Here is a 17,621-nt window from a genome sequence, read left to right as displayed (position 1 = left end):
GTCCGTGATGACGATTCTGGAGGAACATCATGGCTATTACCGAAAAGATGCGGCTTGACCGCGTCATGCAGCTGAAGTCCCAGTTCTTTTCCCATCGGCCCAGCGTCTGCATCGAAGGGGCGCTCTCCAAGACGGAAGTCTTCAAGGAGACCGAAAGCGAACCCATGATCATCCGCCGCGCCAAGGCCTTCCGGCGGCACTGCGAGACCAAGACCATCACCATCCAGCCGCATGAGCTCATCGTGGGCAATGCGGGGGCCGTGGCGCGCAGCATCCACGTCAACCCCGAACTGTCCAACAACTGGTTCTATGAGGAACTGGACACCATGAGCACCCGTCCTCAGGACCCCTACCAGATCACCGACGAGCAGAAGCGTCAGTATCGCGAGCTGGTCTATCCCTACTGGAAGGGCAAGACGCTGCGCGATTTCTGGAATGCCCGCGCCCCGCAGGAGATACGCGATCTGGTCGCCGTGGGCGGCGTGTGCGACAATGACGTGAAGATCGAATGCACGCCGGGCGACATGGTCCCGGCCTTCCAGCAGATCATCCTGCCGCTCGGCTTCGACGGCATCCGCCGTCAGGCCGAAGAGCATCTGGCGACGCTGGATTTCAACGACATCGAAAACTTTGCCAAGCGTGATTTCTGGCAGTCGGTCATCATCTGCTGCGAAGGCTTCTCCCTGCTTTGCGAGCGTCATGCCGACGCCGCGCGTGCCCTGCAGGTCGGCGCCGACGAACAGCGCAAGGCTGACCTGCGCCGCATCGAGAACGCCTGCCGGGCCATTGCCCACAATCCGCCCAGCACCTTCCACGAAGCCATGCAGCTCGTCTACTTCGTTTTCGTGGGTCTGTTCATCGAAGGCAACGCGGGGGGCTACTCGCCCGGTCTGCTCGACCAGTATCTGCTGCCCTACTATGAAAAGGAACGCGCCGCCGGCACGTCGGACGAAGAGATCCTGGAACTCATCGAATGCTTCTATGTGAAGACCGGCGAACAGATCTGGTACTGGAACGAACCCGCCGCCAAGCATTATTCCGGCTATTGCGCCTTCCAGAACATCGCGCTCGGCGGGCTGGACACCTACGGGCGGGACGCCGTCAATCCCCTGACCTATCTCATGCTGCAAGCGGGCATCGACGTGCAGATGGTGCAGCCCTCGCTTTCGGTGCGCATCAGCAAGAAGAATCCGGAAGCCTTCTTCCTCAAGGTGGCGGAACTGGTGCAGACGGGATCCGGTTTCCCGGCGGTCTTCAGTGACGACGTGGGCTACAAGATGCTGCTCAAGAAGGGCATCCCCGCTCACCTCGCCCGTGACTGGGCCCCCATCGGCTGCGTGGAAGCTCAGCTGGCCGGACGGCATTATCAGTGGAGTTCCGCCGGACACTACAATCTGGGCAGCGCTGTGGAATTCACCATGACCAACGGCATCCATCTGCAGAGCGGCAAGAAGCTCGGGCTGGAGACCGGCGATCCGGCCACCTTCACCACCTTCGACCAGTTCAAGGAAGCGCTCTTTGCCCAGCTGCGGCATCTGCTGCATCAGTTCTCCGTCTCGCAGAACATGCTGGAAGAGCTGCACTACCAGTATCTGCCCAATCCTGTGGCCTCCATGTTCACCACGGGCTGCATGGAGAAGGGACGCGACCTCACCCACGGCGGTGCGGAATTCAATACCGGCCCCGGCATGAACGGCAACGGCGTGGGCGACTTCGTGGATTCGCTGGCCGCCGTCAAGAAGATCATCTTTGATGAAAAGCGCTTCAGCATGGCGGATCTGACCGCCGCCATCAAGGCCGACTTCAAGGGCTATGAGGCGCTCCAGCGCGCCCTTGAGGAAGACGCTCCCAAGTGGGGCAACAACGACCCCGGCGCGGACGAGGCCATGATCGCCATGTGTGACGTCATCATCAAGGAGATCGATACCTATCGCGGCAAGCTCGGCAATCACAAGCTGCCGGCCCTGTATCCCGTCTCCTCCAACGTGCCGCAGGGCATGTCTGTCGCGGCCCTGCCGTCCGGCCGCAATGCCGGACGGCCGCTGGCCGACGGCTGCTCGCCCTCGCAGGGCCATGACCGCATGGGACCGACGGCCATCCTGCAGTCGCTCGGCAAGCTGCCGCACGAAAGCATCGACGGCGGGACCCTGCTGAACATCAAGTTCACCCCGCAGGTCATCCAGGGCAAGGAAGGCCGCGCCCGTATCTCGGCTTTCCTCAAGACCTTCCTTGACCTTGACGTCTTCCACGTGCAATTCAATGTCGTCAGCCATGAGATCCTGCGCTGCGCCCAGCAGCATCCGGAAGAGTACAAGAGCCTGCTTGTCCGGGTGGCCGGTTACAGCGCCTATTTCGTGGAACTGAGCAAGGAAATCCAGGAAGATATCCTGAGCCGTACGGCTCACGAATTATAGAGCATTTTGCCTTTGAAAAAGGCAAAATGCGAGGCGGCGGCACAGCGCCGCCCGGCCCAAAGTGGGCGGAAAAACCGCATTTTTCCGCGAAACGACAGGCCGTATGGTTTGGAACGCGAAGCGTTTCAAACTGAAAATGCTCTAATGTGCCACAGGGGCCGGAGCACGGAGGCTCCGGCCCCTCTCCCGGAGGGATGCAAACATGAAGAAGACGATCCTATGGGCAGTGATGTGCCTGATGCTCATCGCCAGCGCGGCGCAGGCGAAGCCTGTAACGGTGAAAAGCGCATGGCTTACGGAATTCGAGGCGCTGCCGGCCTGGTACGCCCATGTGCGCCAATGGGACACGGCTGCGGGCATTACGCTCGACATGCAGCTCTATCCTTCGGGAAAATATCTCATGGATAACGTCAGCAGCCTCAAATGGGACGTTGCCGGACTGGGCGGCGCGCCCGGCGTGCTGGGTATGCTCCGCAAGCAGGCCTGCGTGGTAGGCATCGGTTCCGACGAAGCCGCCGCCAATGCCGTCTTTGTGCGCAAGGACAGCCCTCTGCCGGCTGCGCTTCGCGACAATCCCTCAGCGCGGGATTACGCCCGACTGGTGACGGGCAAGATCGTCCTGTGTCCGCGCGGCACAAGCGCCCACCAGCTTCTGCTGCTCTGGCTGGACCGGATGGGCCTCAGCGAAGAGAGCGTCTCCCTGCTGGATACGCCGCCTGATGAAGCGGTCACGGGACTGGCCGGCGGCATGGGCGACATGGCTGTCCTCTGGGCGCCGCAGACCTACGCGGCCGAACAGGCCGGGCTGATCCCCCTGCTGACCGGCAGGGACCTCGGCCTCGCGCAGCCCACCCTCCTGATGGCGCGCACGGACTATGCCGAAAAAGCCGGGCCGCAGGTGCGGGCCTTCCTTGCCTGCTACCTGCAGGCGGTGGAAGCCCTGCAGGCCATGCCGCGCGAAGAGCTTGCCGCACTGTACCAGCGCTTTCAGAAAGAATTCTGCGGACAGGATATCAGCCTCGAGCAGGCCATGCGCGATGTGGACACCCATACGCTCTATCCCCTTGCGCGCCAGCGTGAACTGCTTTCCTCTGACGGCGAATTGCATCGCTGGCTGGAGGATGTCATCGCCTTCCACGAGCGTACCGGCGAACTCAGCCGCGGCCAGACGGGCAAGTTGAGAGACACTCCGCTGGTCCGCGCGACCTTCCTGCCCGCCGATCTGCCCAAGGGGGAGTAGCGCGTTTTGCCATTGAAAAAGGTAAAGCGCGAGGCGAACGGCACAGCGCCGACCGGCCCAAAATGCGCGGAAAGCCTCGTTTTTCCGCGAGTACGGTGAAGCGCAAAGCACTTCAAACTGAAAATGCTTGGACCGGCGGCCTTGCTTGGCTCCTCTCTTTTGACGGGTCGCCTTTTCAACCATCCAGTAACGCTGCCGCCACTTTTTTCAGGAGGAGCGCCCTTGGGCGCTCCTCCTTTTTTTGTCCCCTCTTTTTTTTCATGGGCCCTGCGTTTACCTTCATTCCGCTCCTGCCTTTTGCACAGGATTATTGCCAATGAAAATCAATTGTATTTTTTTTCACAAAAATTTTCCGACTGTCGCACAAAAGGCTTGACTCCCCAAAACCTCTCCCCTAAAATTCACATTATAAGAAACAAATTCTATTAAATAAAACAAATCGGAGGGAGTTGGTAGGAAAAAACGCGCAATATGAGGCCAAGAAAAGCACGACTCGAAACGCCTCCGGACATGTCCGGGAAACCAAGAAACGCGAAGGAGTATCCCATGAAGTTGCTGCGAACCCTGATAGGCGCACTTGCTGTTTGTTCCCTGATGCTTGGCGGCATGTCCCGTTCGGCCCAGGCCGGTCCTCAGGAAGTCAAGCTGCTCTTCCCGGAACCGTTCAGCGCCGCCTCGTCCTATGCGGAAGGTCAGGCTGTGGGGATGTACTACGGGGCTTTGGATTTTTACATGCAGAATCACCCCGCCCTGCGCGGCAAGTACAAGATGCGCTGGGTGGGCGACGTGGTGAAGTCCCCGGCGGACGCCCTCAATGCCGTGGCCACCGGCGCCGGGCAGTTCACCTATACCCTGCCCCAGTTCATTGAACAGTTCGATCCCGACTGGCGCATCATCACCACCCCCGGCATGTTCGTGGACATGGCCCATTTCCTGCGTGCCATGAATACCCCGCAGTGGAAGGCCAAGCAGGAGATGCTGGAAAAGAACTGCGGCTTCAAGATCCTCAAGTGGACCAACTCCATCGGTCATTTCTACCTTTGGACCAAGACCGGCCCGGCCGATACGCTCAAGGCCCTGCAGAACCAGAAGATCCGCTATGCCGGCCAGCAGTCCTATGCCGTGGCCTTCAACAAGCTGGGCCTCGTGGGCGTCGCCCTGCCGTATACGGAAGTCGTCTCCGCCCTCCAAACCAACATGATCGAGGGCCTGACCAACGATATTTTCGGGTATACCTACTTCGATCTGCCGCGTCAGACCAGGTACATGCTGCCTGTCCCCTTCGGCTTCGGCCCGCAGGCGCTCGTGGTGAACGTGGAATGGTGGAACAGCCTGCCGCAGGCCGAGCGCGACGTCATCAATTTCGTGGTGCAGTGCACCGATGTGCACCAGTGGTTCGAAGCCGAGGAAAAGCGCATCCTCAAGTGGTGGGATGAAAACCCCGACACCGAGCTGGTCAAGTTGACGCCCGAAGCCCGTGCCGAGTGGGATGCGGCGCTGACCCAGGCCGCCGAAGAGTTCACCAAGGATGCCGATCCCGCGCTGATCAAGGCCATCCGCGACAGCAAGTAATGCCGGAGGGGGCCGGGGGATGCCTCCCGGCCCCATGCAAGGCGAGGAGGCCATATGCCCGAACACGCGAAGACACGTTATGAGCGCATCAAGCAGCGCTGGATGGAGTTCTGGGGCCTGGTGTTTTTTCTGGGAGTGCTCATCAACTTTACTGAGATCATCTGCCGCACGGTTTTCCATTTTTCCCTCGACATCATGTATGACCTGCCCGTCTGGCTCACCATCTGGGCCGTCATGATGCTGGCCGGGCCCATCCTGCTGGAAGGGGAACATGTCTCCGTGGACATGGTGCGTGACGCCGTGCACGGCAAGCCGCGCAAGTTCATCGAGATCGTCAACTGCCTTGCCACCATCGCCTTTGGCGTGGTGGTGACCTGGAGCGGCATCATCTTCATCAGCCAGTGCTGGCGCTTCAACATGAAGATCATCCGCTGCGTTCCCGTTCCCCGCTGGCTGGTGGAAATGTGCATCCCCGTGGGCATGGCGGTGTTCACCGTGTACGCGCTCATCCAGCTTGGCCGGGTGCTGCGCACCAATTATGACGGAAAGCCCGGAAACGACGACTAGCTCACGCCCGCAGCATCGACAAGGAGACGGCATGGACACCATCACGATTCTTTCCCTGGCGCTGATCGTCCTTTTTTTCCTCATAGGCACGCCGCTGAGCGTTACCTTCAGCATCGGCTCCATCATCATCATGATTCACACGATGGGCTTTCCCATCGGCAATGTTTCGCAAATCTTCTATACCACCATCAGCGGCTATCCCCTGCTGGCCATGCCCTTCTTCATCTTTGCCGGCAACGCCATTCTTTCCAGCGGAGGCATGGGACACCTGCGGGACTTCATGAGCAATCTGGTCGGTCATCTGCCCGGCGGCATGGCCGTGGCCATCTGCGTATTCGCCGCCTTCCTGGGTTCCATTTCCGGTTCCGCCACGGCCTGTCTGGCCATCATCGGCACCATCTTCGTACCCATGCTGGCCGACTCCGGCTATTCCCGGGCCTTTGCCTCGGGCCTTGCCGTGACCTCCGCCGGCCTTGGGGCGGTCATCCCGCCCAGCGTCTTCATGATCATCTTCGGGGCGAGCAACCGCATCTCCATCGCCGACCTCTTCGCGGCCGGCGTGGGTCCCGGCCTGCTGGCCGCTCTGCTCATGTGCGTGCTGACCGTCATCATCTCCCTGCGCCGCGGCTACTACGGCAGAAAGAAGGCCACCACGGCCGAACGCCTGACGGCCTTCCGCAAGGCCCTGCCCATCCTGTTCATGCCCGTCATCGTACTGGGCGGCATCTATTCCGGGGTATTCAGCCCCACCCAGGCGGCGTCCGTGGCCTGCATCTATTCTCTGTTGCTGGGCGTATTCATTTACAAGGGCATCACCTGGCGCGTCTTCCTGAACATGCTCGTGGAGACCGTGCGTCTGAGCAGCATGATCTATTTCCTCGTCATCGGCGGCGAACTTTTCGGACGCGTCCTCGGCTATGTGGGCCTGCCCCAGATGATCAGCCAGTGGGTCATCAACATGCACCTCGGCCCCACCGCCTTCCTCTTTGCGGTACAGGCCCTGCTGCTGGTCATGGGCTTTTTCTTCTCCTCCTTTCCCATGGTCGTCATCGTGCTGCCGCTCTTCCTGCCCAGCGTCATGACGCTCGGCATCGATCCCGCCCTGTACGGCGCTCTGGCGGTCTTCTGCGCCATCATCGGCGAAGTGACGCCTCCCATGGGGCCGCAGCTCTGGATAGCCGCTCCCATCTGTAAGGAAAAGATCGGCAACATCATGCGGGAATCGTGGGCGTTCCTCGGCGTGCAGGTCCTGACGCTGGCCATCGTCACCGTCTTCCCCCAGATATCGCTGTTCCTGGTCAATCTTATGCGCTAAGGGTCGGGCTCACTGGCGGCTTGCGCATCCCGCGCAGGCCGTCATGGCCCGGCGGCCATCTGCCGGAAATGTCTCCGGCAGGATGTATCCAACCCCCTCAAGGAGGAAAATCATGGCCAAAACCCTGCTCATTCTTGGTCTGGGCGGTGTGGGATGTTTCGCCGCCCACCTGGCGGCCCGCCTTCCCGGCCTGCATGTGGTGGTGGGCGATGTACGCGGCGAACATGCGCGACAGGTGGCAAACAGCCTGATCTCCGTCAACTTCTTTGAAAGGGCGGCCCAGCGCTTCCCCCGGGTGGATGCCGTGGAGGTGGACATGCTCCACCCCGAGGCCATCGTGCGAGTGCTGGAGACCTGGCAGCCGGACATCATTTTCAACGCTACCACCCTGCTCTCCTGGTGGCATCTGCACCGTCTCCCCCATGCGCTGGCGCGTCGGATATACTACGGTGCGCCCGAAGGCTGCGGCCTGCGTCCCTGGGCGCCCGGTCACGGGGTATTGCTGACCAATCTGATGCGGGCCGTACGCAAGACATTGCCTCAGGCACGTGTCGTCAATGTCTCCGGGCCGGATTACCTGCACGAGATGCTGGGCAAGGTCGGTCTCGCCCCTGATGTGGGCGTCGGCAATGTGGCACTGCTGGAGCCCATACTTCGGCGCATCGTGGCCGAAAAACGCCATGTGTCCCCCGAGGCGTTGGACGTGACTCTGGTAGGCCATCACTGCATGTGTATGCAGATCTTTCAGGAAGGTGCGCTGGCCCCAACTATCCCCTTTTATCTAAAAATCGAGGAAGACAAAAAGGATATCACCCAAGAACTGGACATCGCTCACGACCTCTGGGCGAAAGTGCCGGCGCATATGCCCCTGCTGTCGGAAGTCAATCAGCAATGCGTGGCGGCCTCGGCCATGCAGGTCATTCGCGCCATGCTGTATGATACGGGAGAGATCCTCCATGCGCCGGGCCCGCAGGGGCTGCCCGCGGGATGCCCCGTACGGGTGGACGCTTCCGGCGTGGCGGTGGTGGTCCCACCGGAACTCGGGCGGGAACGTATGCTGCAAATCATGTATGACGCCAACCGCTGCGAAGGTTTTGAGCCCACGGCCGATGACGGCACGGCCACAGCCACCCCGCACTGCATCGAGGTGGTGGAAGAGGTCTTCGGCATACACTGGCGTCATCGGAGCTTCGGCGTGGACGATATGTACGAAGCGCATCAGGAGATGGCGGACGCCCTCAAGCAACTGGCCGCCCGCTATCAGTAACGGGACATGGGAAGGAGCAACAACCTTCCGTAGCATCCGGCAACGCATCTTGCCGCCGCCGGGCTGCTCCAACACAAGGAGGATATGCAGGCAATCCCGGCGGCAGGATCCCCACATTCCCACGATATGGCATGTAGCACCACATCGTAGCGGCAAAAACTTGTGCCTGACGCCCAGGCCTTCACCTTCCACCATGCACGCCGCCCCGGCAACGGAGCGGCTTTTTTTTCATGGTATCCGGGCTGCGCCGCTTCACAAGGCCAGCCATCATCCTCAGGAACAAAAAAGAAGAGTCGCACCACTCCCTTTCTTGAGCCTCAAGATCCATTACTCTTTTAGGGGGGAAGAAGGCCTCTTTCCCCAGCTGCTTCCGCTGGGTCCCCAAAAACAAAAAAGGACTTACGGCATTGCCCGTAAGTCCTTGTTTTCTCTGGAGCCAGCTAAGAGACTTGAACTCTTGGCCTGCTGATTACGAATCGAGTAATAAGCAAAGCAAAACCAACGCATTGAGGGTACTTCCGCACCATGCTCATGGTGCGGGGTTTTCTTCCTCTACCCCAGTCCATCCAGACTTTTTCTACACTCCTCACATTTCTTGCCCATAACGAAAAACCTGTGCTACGGTGAAAGCAAATGAAGCCCATGGCCATGCGGGCGTGTGCCCGTCTTGTTTGTTGTGTGGTGCTGGGAGGCATGTTGCTGCCCTGTGGCGTGTCCGCCGCTCCGGAGCGGTCACGCGCTCAGGTGCGCGCCTTCCTGCGGCAGCAGGGGCTTGAACGGACGCCGCCAGGATACGAGGTGGATCACATCGTGCCCCTCTGCGCGGGCGGAGCGGACAGGCCGGAAAATATGCAGTTGCTCACCAAGCGGCAGCACCGCGAAAAAACACGAGAGGATTTGCGGCTGTGCCGGAAAATGAGGAGAAGGGAATAATGGCAGATCGCCCCTATGTTTCCTACCTGACGCGCGACCTTGAGCGGGAATTTGAGGCCAACCTGAATAACAAAAAAATCCTTACCGAGCTGAAAAAAGAACTCTCATTCAGAAGTCGGCCCAAAGCATTGAAGCTCAAAGAAAAAGTTGAACGTCGACTTGCCGAATTGAAACAGGGCAAACATGCCATTGAACAAGCAAGCCTGCTGGACTACTCTCCCCAAAATCAAGAGGAAGAACAGGGAGAGCTTATTGCAATCAAAGCCAATGGTTGTACGAATAAATCCGAGACGCCCACTACACATGATGATGAAAAAAAATATGTAGACAGACAACCTTCTCTCTTTGAAAAAATAGTTCACCAATGCAAAAAATTATTTGGAGAATAACATGCAGCAGCCTCTTACTCCTCTGCTCGAAACAGCCAGAGAGATTCTTGACGGTTCTGGACGCAAAGGGCTGCACATCAGCATGATAGCCAAGATTGCCGTAGACCAGAACAAAAATATGGGACTGCCGCTTGAAGAGTTCCAAAAAAAAATCGGGACGGCACTTGCCGCAAATCTCAAGACAAAGAAGCCACGCTTTGCCAGTGTCAATCACAGTAGCGGGCCAAGAAAAGGAAAGCCCAAACAGGGATGGTATCGCCTGAAAGAAGAACGAACCGCCCCCGCTGCCTTTGCGGTCAACGCTCCGCAGCCGTCCAAGAACTTTCTTGGCAAGGCCGGTGAATATGCCGTCATGAGCGAACTTCTGTTCTGGGAATTCAATGTATCCAGCATGATAGTTGATGACGGCATCGACCTTGTTGCCAGCAAGGATAACAAATTCTTCCATATTCAGGTCAAGACATCATCATGCCCGAAGGATAACGTCTGGCGATTTACTATCAGCAAAGCGTCCTTCATGCGTTATAATTCCGGTAATGTCTTTTATGTTTTTGTTCTGCGTAAAACAAATGGGAACGAATTCATCATTATCCCCAGCCAGCAAATAAGCTATATGATACATTCATCTTTCATATCCGATGCACAAACTCTTTCCCTGAATATTTCCTGTAACGAAAAGAAAAAGGAGTATATCTTGAATGGGAAAATAAATGTTACCCCATATCTTGGAAATTTTGGCGGTATTATTGTGTAATATTCAAGAAAATGAAATGGGGAAATTATGAAAAAATTTCTATGCATGTCAATCGCGATCGTGATGTTATTGTGCGCTGTATCTACGGCTTACAGCAGGGATACGTATGTACGAGGGCACACAAGAAGGGATGGTACGTATGTTCAGCCTCACTACAGGACGGCCCCAAACTCAACGAGAAATGACAATTACAGCACTCGCGGAAATATAAATCCCTATACGGGACAGCGCGGAACACAACCTCGAGACTATGGGTATGGAGGGGGAAGGTCTTGGGGTGGGTCTAACAGTTACGGAGGGTACGGAAATTATGGGAGCAGCTATAGAGGCTGGTAAAACATCTTGACATTCCCCACATTTTATGGCGTCCTCTCAGCACGGAGCCTGAGAAACTCCCACACAACGGACGCCAACCCGTGAGCTTTGGCTATTTTTGTGCCCTGTCAAGGCTGTCTGACTCCTTGGGAGTGGTGTATACTATGACCATCACGGGTCGGGAGTAGGCTAATACAATACCCTTCGGGGGAATAGGCCTGGCTGTTTGTGTGCAGTTCTCAGCTCCCGGCCCTTTGTTATTCTGCAAGGGCCAATGAGAAAACACACAGAGGTTTACCATGTCACAGGCCCAACTCATCCCCGAAGCATTTTCCCCTTCCGTCTCCCTCCACTACGGCCGCCCGGCCACCACGTCCCTTGAGGTCGCCAAGTTCTTTGGCAAGCAACATCAGCATGTAATGCGCTCGATTGATGATTTGCGCTCTAATACTCCAGAATCATTCAGCGCGTCCAATTTTGGACGGGCTGAATACTCTGACGAACAGGGCAAGCCGCGCCCCATGTTCATCCTGTACCGTGACGGCTTCATGCTGCTGGTCATGGGCTACACGGGCAAGAAGGCGCTGGGCATGAAGCTGGCCTATATCGAGGCGTTCAACCGCATGGAGGCCGAACTTGCCGCCCGGCAGCAAACCGCGCTTTCCGCCGCCCCCGGCCCGGACGCCCCCGCCGCAACCATCCCCCTCTCCACAACAGAGGACCGCAAGCCCCTGCGGGCGCTTGTCGGCTCGTGGGCCAAGCTGGCCAATGCGCCATTCGATGCCTGCTGGAACCAGCTCAAGGCCGCTTTCCAGCTTGCCAACATTCGCGAGCTGCCGCAGGCGTGGCTGCCCGACGCGCTGGCCTGGGTGCAGGAAAAGATAGACGCCCTGCCCGCGCCGCAGCCCCAAGCGAGCACAGCCGCGCCAGTCGCGCCGAAAAAGCCGGTGGCACAGGCAGTCGATTCGGTCAGGATAGGGGCAAGCGATCTCAGCGCGCGTCAGGACGCCATGCGCCGCATAAGCAAGGTACAATGGCAGCTTGCCGCCGCCATCGACGTTATGCGCCTTTTCTGCAATCCCAAGGCCCACCCTGACCAGTGCGGAGAAATGTCGCTGGAAATGGCCTCAAACCTCTACACCACGGCGCACGCCTCGCTTGTTTCCGCCTACAACGCCCTTGAGGCGGCGGAGCGATTGCAGCACGGCAGGATGTAGGCAAAAGAATGGCCCCCGCTCCGCAAGGGAACGGGGGCCGCGTCTTGGGCACAAGCTCCTGCTCGACGTACAAGCCAAGCGACATGCCCAGATTTTGCGCGCTTATCTTCGACATGATGGACCTCCTCCCTGGTTAACCGGCCGCCGCCGTGGTTGTTGAGCAGACCCAGAGCCGTACCGGCGATGCCCAGGCCCAGACCGGTTTTGCATGGGGACTCTCCTTTGCGCCCCCGCGTAAGGCTATGTGCCCAGGGGGCGCAGCCAGTATTTTTTTTGGTCAAACAATTTTTTGGACATCACTTCCCCGGACGCGGCATGATGATGCTGAGAGGCGTTCCGTCGCCGCGTTGCCACTGGTCATAGCCACGGCGTGCCCGGCGATAAGCGGGCACAACCGGTATCTTGCTCATGAACGAGGCCGCATCCAGAGTGTGCAAAAGCATCCTGTCTCCCAATTCTCCTTCTCGGATAGACTCGCCGCCGCCTATGACAAGTTTTTTCCCCAATTCAATGGGCGTCTCCAGCGGCGTTTCCAGACCGGCGCGTCGTCCTGTGCCTGAGCCAGCCGCGGCGGCAAACGTGTCGGCCAGCAGGTTGCCGTATTGCGGGACGGCCATGGCCCCCTGACCGAGGGTGGTTGTCAGCGCAAGCTTGGCAAGTTCCTTGTTGTCATCGTCCTCACCGGTGAACAGCCCCTGAGCAAGACCAACGCCGACAACTATAGCAACTGCCGTCAAAAGCTTGTCGTACATCTCCATGCGGGCAAATTCCCACGGCGTCACCTTGCCCCGCTGCACGCCCTGCCACATGTAGCGCGTGCGCTGCGCAAACTTTGTCGTTGAGCCGGAAAAGATGTTGAACATCCTGATGACGCCCTTGTCGCGCCCGAAGGCGGACTTGCTCAGGGCATCGTTGTCCGGGTTGGACTGGGCGATGATCTTGTCGGCATAGGCAACGGCCTCGGCATGGTACTGCGCGTCCCTGTCTATCTTCCAGCCGGAAGCGCCGCGCAGCGCCTTCATCTTCTTGTGGTAGGCCCCTGACCATATGGCCGTGGTGGCTATGCAGTCGGCAAGGGCGATAGGCAACATGCCAAGATCAGCGATATTTTCCCAGGTGTAGACCTTGCCCTTGTAAATGATGTTGAAGCCACGGCCCGGAGAAAAGCGCATGGCCTTGCGTGCCAGGTCGGCATCCATGTTGCGGAAGCGGCGTGCCATGTACGGGCTGGCCTGCCAGACGGATCGTACAAGGCCCATGCCCTGCGTGGAAAGCTGCGCCAGCCCGCGCGCCACATTGGCGGCCCCAACATCGCCGATGGCTGGAGACAGCGCCGTAAGCTGCAAGAATGCCGTCTTGAAATTGAGAGCCAGAGCATAATAGGTGAGACCCTTGCGCGCCCATTCCGCCGCCTGCCATGTCCCACTGTCAGGATCAGCCTCGTCAACGACAAGCCCCTTGAGGTTCGGCCGCCAGCGGCTGTATTCGTCCATGCCGAACGCCCGCTGATATTCGGCGGCAAAAGCCGGGGACATGATGATTTTGTCGGCCATGCGCACATCGTACCCCAGCTCGATAAAGCGCGCGGAGTCGGCAAGATGCTGTTGCAGGCCGGACACGTCAAGGCGCAGGCTCTTGCCCGTATGCGCCACGCGCTGCATGGTGAATCCGCGACGCGCAGCAGGGATGGGCGCAATGGATTCCGAGCGCTCCAAAATGTCAGCCTTTTCCTCTCTGGCCTGAGTTGCCGTATCAAGCCGAGAATCGTAGCGGATGGGGTAATATCCCCCGGCCAGATCCACGGCCTCATCCCCAACGCGCACCACAAATGCCCCCGGCTCGATGCCCTGCGGCGCAAAGCCGTACAGCTTCTTGTGCGCGGCCTGCGTGTCGGCCCACTGGCTGCCGAAAACGTCCCAAACGCCTTGTATGGCCTTCCAGTCCTCAGCGGACAGGATGCCGTCACGCCGTGCCCGCCCCTGCGTCAGGGCGGCGGCTTCCACGGTATCAAGACCGAACAGGGTCATGGCCGCATCGTCACCCAGCAGCAGGGACACGTCATTGAACGTCAGCCCGCCATTGCCGTTTTCGTCCCGATAGCTGGAGCGCAGGCGCTCCCTATTGCCGGAATTGCCCATGTTGAGCGCCATGCTGATGACCGTTTCCGCCGTCCAGCCCTTGACGCCCACCCGCCTGAGAAGTTCCGGCACGGGCAGCACGTTGCCCGCCTCGTCCCGGATGTTCAGGTACTTCCATCCGTACTTCCTTTCCCACTTCTTGGCGCTTTGCAGCAGGCGCACCAGATGCGGCGTAACCGCTCGTTGCGTCCCGGCCAGACGCGCATGATAGCGATTTGTCCCCTCACGCAATCGCATGTAGACATCCCGCTCCATGACGCCCTCGGTGCTCGTCTTGCGGCCCATGACGTTCTGGAAGCCGTCAGCCTTTCGGCTCAACCATTCCACGGAATCAATGGATGACCAGCCCCTGTCGAGCTTTGAGCGCACGGAATCCCGTTCTCCGGGGTAAAATGTTTTCAGGCCGCTCATGTTGGCGGCCGCCGCATCGGCCACGGCTTCCACGCGGGAGCGCAGGCTGTTCTTGTCCGCCCTGCTCTGCTCGCGTGCGGAATGCACAAGGAAATCAATGAGGTTCCCTACCTGCTCCACTTCATCAGGCAGCAGCTTTTTCCAGCTCAGGGCAACGCCGCGTCTATGCTGTTCCGCATCGGGATTCTTCAGCCTGAGCAGCCAGTCCGGGAACAACGGCTTGATGTCGATGGCCGACGTGTCGCCTATGCTTTGTTCCACAAGCTTTTCAAGGGAAATACCGGCGGCATCGGCATCATGCGGAGCGGAAGGGCCTGAAAGGCCAAGGCCCACGTTCAGCTTGCGTATGGCTTCCGTTTGCGCGGCGGGGTATGTCCCCGGCTTGACGCGGGCGGCACGAACAGCGGTATTGCGTACCCTGTCCACCATTTGGCGGGCTGTACGCGCTTCCCGCATGAGCGCAAAGGCCATGCGCGCCCGCTGCATGGCCCGAACGGCTTCCAGCGGCTTGCCCAGGCGCAGGGCGCGAGTACGCGCTTCCAGCGCCCGGCGCAGGGCCGCCTCGTAACGCCCTGCGGAAAGGCGCTCGACAGGCAGGCCGCCTATCTCCCGCCGGGCAAGTTTGCGATAATAGCTTTCCGGCAGGCTTTCGCGTTCCATACGCTGCGCCGCTGCCTGTTCGTTTTGCGCCTGCCGCTCTTTGTACAGCCTGCGCATGGCTTTTTCCACGGCGGCAAGATATCCCCCGTAAGCTTCCCCAGCCAGCAGACCGGCGTCGGCATCCGCCTGCCTGTCCTGCTCTTCAAGTGTTTGCTGGGCCATGCGCGCGGCCAGCTTGTTCACGCTGCCGTCATTGACCACCACGGCATCATAGATCATCTGCGCCAGGGCGTCGGCGTCCCCGTCGGTCAAGTGGTATTCCAGCGCCAGCGTATCCAGAAGGCTGCCGCCGCCGCGAGCATTGATCAGGCGAGGCATCTTCCTTGCTATATCCCGCGTCATGTCCTCGCCAAGATATTCCACAAGCGAATCCCGCCGAATGCCTCCCACGTTCGGCCCGCCGTCAAGGGCAGGTTCACGCCGCGTCATCTCCGCAACGAACCGCCAGAACGGCGCATCCTGGAGGGATCTCTTCGCCTCATCAAATGCTGCCCGGTACCGCTTGCCGCGCTCTCTGGCCGTGGAACGCTCCAGCGCGGCGGTCACCTCCGCTTCCGCACGTCCGCGAAGCTCTTCAAGTTCAGCGCGTTCAGCAAGCGTCAGGTCGGCATCGGCAAGGAAATCCGCTTCCGTTTCCAGCGCGGCGCGGTTTGCGGCATTCTCGCGCACATCGTCCTCAGCCGCCAGCAGGCGGTCAAAGACACGGCGCACGTCGTCATTGAGTTCCCGGCCCACATAATCGCCCATTTGCCGGAAACTGCGGTATATCTGCTTGATCCAGCGCATCATGCGCGAAAACACGCCTTGCAGCTCTTTTGACGGGGCCTTGCCTTCCATCAGGTACTGCTCGAAACCACGCGCCGCGTATTCCTGGACCTCGCGCCACTGCGCGTCCGTCAGCTCACCATCTTCCGCGACTCCGGCAAAACGCCGCAGCGTAGCCATATCTCTTTTTGCCTGCTCAAGACCGTCAAGGTGGCGGACATAGGCGGAAAGCCTGCGCTCGACAGGCAAAAGCTCACGACGACGCGCCGCATTCGCTTTCAGCGCGGCACGGATCTCTTCAAGCCCCTCCCTGCTTGAATCACTCTTTGCGGGGACCTTTTCCGCAGCTCGCAGACCGGCGTCAGAATCATCAAGCATGGCCAGCTCTTCGCGCTCATCCCGCAGCATGGCGCGCGCCCTCTCCGCATCCACCTCACCGGACAAAATACCCGCAAAGGGCGTTACGTCCATTCCGGCCTGCTCAAGATCGGAGCGCAGGCGCTCGCGCGCCATGCTTCCGTCGTCGGCAGCCACCCGCCGCAAATCGTCCACAAAGATATGGGCTGACTCGTGCGGGATAGAGGACAGGTCAGCCCCCTTGAATATGCGTATGGCTGCCGTTTCAGCGTCAAGAGTGACCTGGGCGCGAGGAGCCGCGGCATCGCCGTGGGCCTCCGGCTGGTACAATCTGCCGTTTTTTATGCCGGACGGCTTGACGTTGCCGCGCAGAACGCCTAACCTAACATCAGAAATAGCATCGGCTGGCTGCGTGATCTCCCCGATTTCGGGCCGGTCACGGTACAGGGCAGGTGCTTTTCCAGGGATGTCATGACCGGAGCCATAGGGGACGCCTTCTTGGCGGGGATAAGATGTAATTTCCTCATCACTAGGGAAAGGCTTGGCATCCCGTTTCCCATCCATCCAGTTCTTGACAGCCTTCGCCTTGTCCCTGAACGCTGTGCCGACACGGAATCTGAGGACAGGTTTGTGCTCCTTTCCTTTTTTTCCTCTTTTCCCTCGCACGATCGTACCCATGACGACATCGGCGGTTTCTCCATTCCGCCGAACAAAGATAATGCTTTTTTCGCCGGTAACGGGATCGGAACGCCCGGAAAAGACCTCACCACGCTCGATAACGTCCGGGATTTCCCCCCATATGGTATTGTCGGGGTGGCGGTTGGTGTCATGCCGTACCTGGTCTGAAGCAAGCTCAACGGATACCCTGTTGAACCCAGCGCGGGGGGCCGTCACATCCCGCAGGACGAAATAGGATTTCTTCGCGTCGGGAGCTTCGGCAAGCACACGATTCACAAAGGCGTCGATATCGGTTTCCCGCGACCTGTACATGGCCGCCTGATTAAGGGGAATTTCTCCATCTCGCGCCGTTCCTTCTCCCCTTTCGATACGCACGCGCCGCAGCAGCCCGGCGGCATCGACGCCGTAAGCCGTTTCAAAGGCTCGCGCCCGCGCTGTATGCAGTGCGCCGAAGGTCTCAGCGGCTTTTTTGCCTGCCAGCGGCGTCATTTCAGAAACAAGGCGCTTTTCTTCCTGCCGAACGGCATCGGCCACGCGCTGCCGCACCCGGCTTTCCTCGACCACGGCCTGGGCCTGCGCCGCATTGTCCATCTGCTCCGCTTCCAGCGCATTGGGAACGTCCGCCCGCT

13 protein-coding genes are annotated in these 17,621 nt (G+C 59.3%); 12 read left to right on the top strand and 1 reads right to left on the bottom strand.

Going from position 1 to position 17,621, the window contains the following annotated elements:
- Positions 1-29: 29 nt before the first annotated feature.
- The 10 genes from Q0K00_RS04925 to Q0K00_RS04880 all read left to right on the top strand — a co-directional run bounded on the left by Q0K00_RS04925 (position 30) and on the right by Q0K00_RS04880 (position 11,983).
- Complete coding sequence (locus Q0K00_RS04925) at positions 30-2,414, top strand: pyruvate formate lyase family protein (protein ID WP_297227761.1); 2,385 nt, start codon at positions 30-32, stop codon at positions 2,412-2,414.
- Positions 2,415-2,616: 202 nt separating this feature from the next.
- Positions 2,617-3,654, top strand: coding sequence for an ABC transporter substrate-binding protein (locus tag Q0K00_RS04920; protein ID WP_297227760.1), 1,038 nt, complete (start codon positions 2,617-2,619; stop codon positions 3,652-3,654).
- A gap of 546 nt (positions 3,655-4,200) precedes the next feature.
- Positions 4,201-5,226, top strand: a complete 1,026-nt coding sequence (gene dctP, locus Q0K00_RS04915) for a TRAP transporter substrate-binding protein (RefSeq protein WP_297227759.1) — start codon at positions 4,201-4,203, stop codon at positions 5,224-5,226.
- Positions 5,227-5,280: 54 nt separating this feature from the next.
- A complete protein-coding gene (locus tag Q0K00_RS04910) occupies positions 5,281-5,793 on the top strand; it encodes a TRAP transporter small permease (RefSeq protein ID WP_297227758.1) in 513 nt (170 codons plus the stop codon).
- Between the two features lie 31 nt (positions 5,794-5,824).
- The gene (locus tag Q0K00_RS04905) at positions 5,825-7,108 is read left to right on the top strand and encodes a TRAP transporter large permease (RefSeq protein ID WP_297227757.1); all 1,284 of its coding nucleotides are present in this window, start codon (positions 5,825-5,827) and stop codon (positions 7,106-7,108) included.
- Between the two features lie 112 nt (positions 7,109-7,220).
- The gene (locus Q0K00_RS04900; protein WP_297227756.1) at positions 7,221-8,375 is read left to right on the top strand and encodes a hypothetical protein; all 1,155 of its coding nucleotides are present in this window, start codon (positions 7,221-7,223) and stop codon (positions 8,373-8,375) included.
- A 633-nt stretch (positions 8,376-9,008) separates the two neighbouring features.
- Positions 9,009-9,308, top strand: coding sequence for an HNH endonuclease signature motif containing protein (locus Q0K00_RS04895; RefSeq protein WP_297227755.1), 300 nt, complete (start codon positions 9,009-9,011; stop codon positions 9,306-9,308).
- Positions 9,308-9,697, top strand: a complete 390-nt coding sequence (locus Q0K00_RS04890) for a hypothetical protein (protein ID WP_297227754.1) — start codon at positions 9,308-9,310, stop codon at positions 9,695-9,697. The genes Q0K00_RS04895 and Q0K00_RS04890 overlap by 1 nt, the downstream gene beginning before the upstream one ends.
- 1 nt (position 9,698) lies before the next feature.
- Entirely contained in the window at positions 9,699-10,451 is a 753-nt protein-coding gene (locus Q0K00_RS04885; RefSeq protein WP_297227753.1) for a hypothetical protein, read from the top strand.
- 614 nt (positions 10,452-11,065) lie between these two features.
- A complete protein-coding gene (locus Q0K00_RS04880; RefSeq protein ID WP_297227752.1) occupies positions 11,066-11,983 on the top strand; it encodes a Rha family transcriptional regulator in 918 nt (305 codons plus the stop codon).
- A 296-nt stretch (positions 11,984-12,279) separates the two neighbouring features.
- Here Q0K00_RS04880 and Q0K00_RS04875 read toward each other — a convergent pair whose 3' ends face one another.
- Complete coding sequence (locus Q0K00_RS04875; protein WP_297227751.1) at positions 12,280-16,509, bottom strand: hypothetical protein; 4,230 nt, start codon at positions 16,507-16,509, stop codon at positions 12,280-12,282.
- Between the two features lie 435 nt (positions 16,510-16,944).
- On the opposite strand from Q0K00_RS04875, the gene Q0K00_RS04870 reads away from it, so the two are divergent.
- Both Q0K00_RS04870 and Q0K00_RS04865 read left to right on the top strand, forming a co-directional pair.
- Entirely contained in the window at positions 16,945-17,160 is a 216-nt protein-coding gene (locus Q0K00_RS04870; RefSeq protein ID WP_297227750.1) for a hypothetical protein, read from the top strand.
- Positions 17,161-17,430: 270 nt separating this feature from the next.
- On the top strand, positions 17,431-17,621 hold a 191-nt coding region (locus Q0K00_RS04865; RefSeq protein ID WP_297227749.1), incomplete at its 3' end, for a hypothetical protein.

Source organism: uncultured Desulfovibrio sp. (genome assembly GCF_944327235.1).
Lineage (GTDB): Bacteria > Desulfobacterota > Desulfovibrionia > Desulfovibrionales > Desulfovibrionaceae > Desulfovibrio.
The sequence above is the reverse complement of the archived record's forward strand: the minus strand, read 5'-3'. Positions and strand labels throughout refer to the sequence as shown.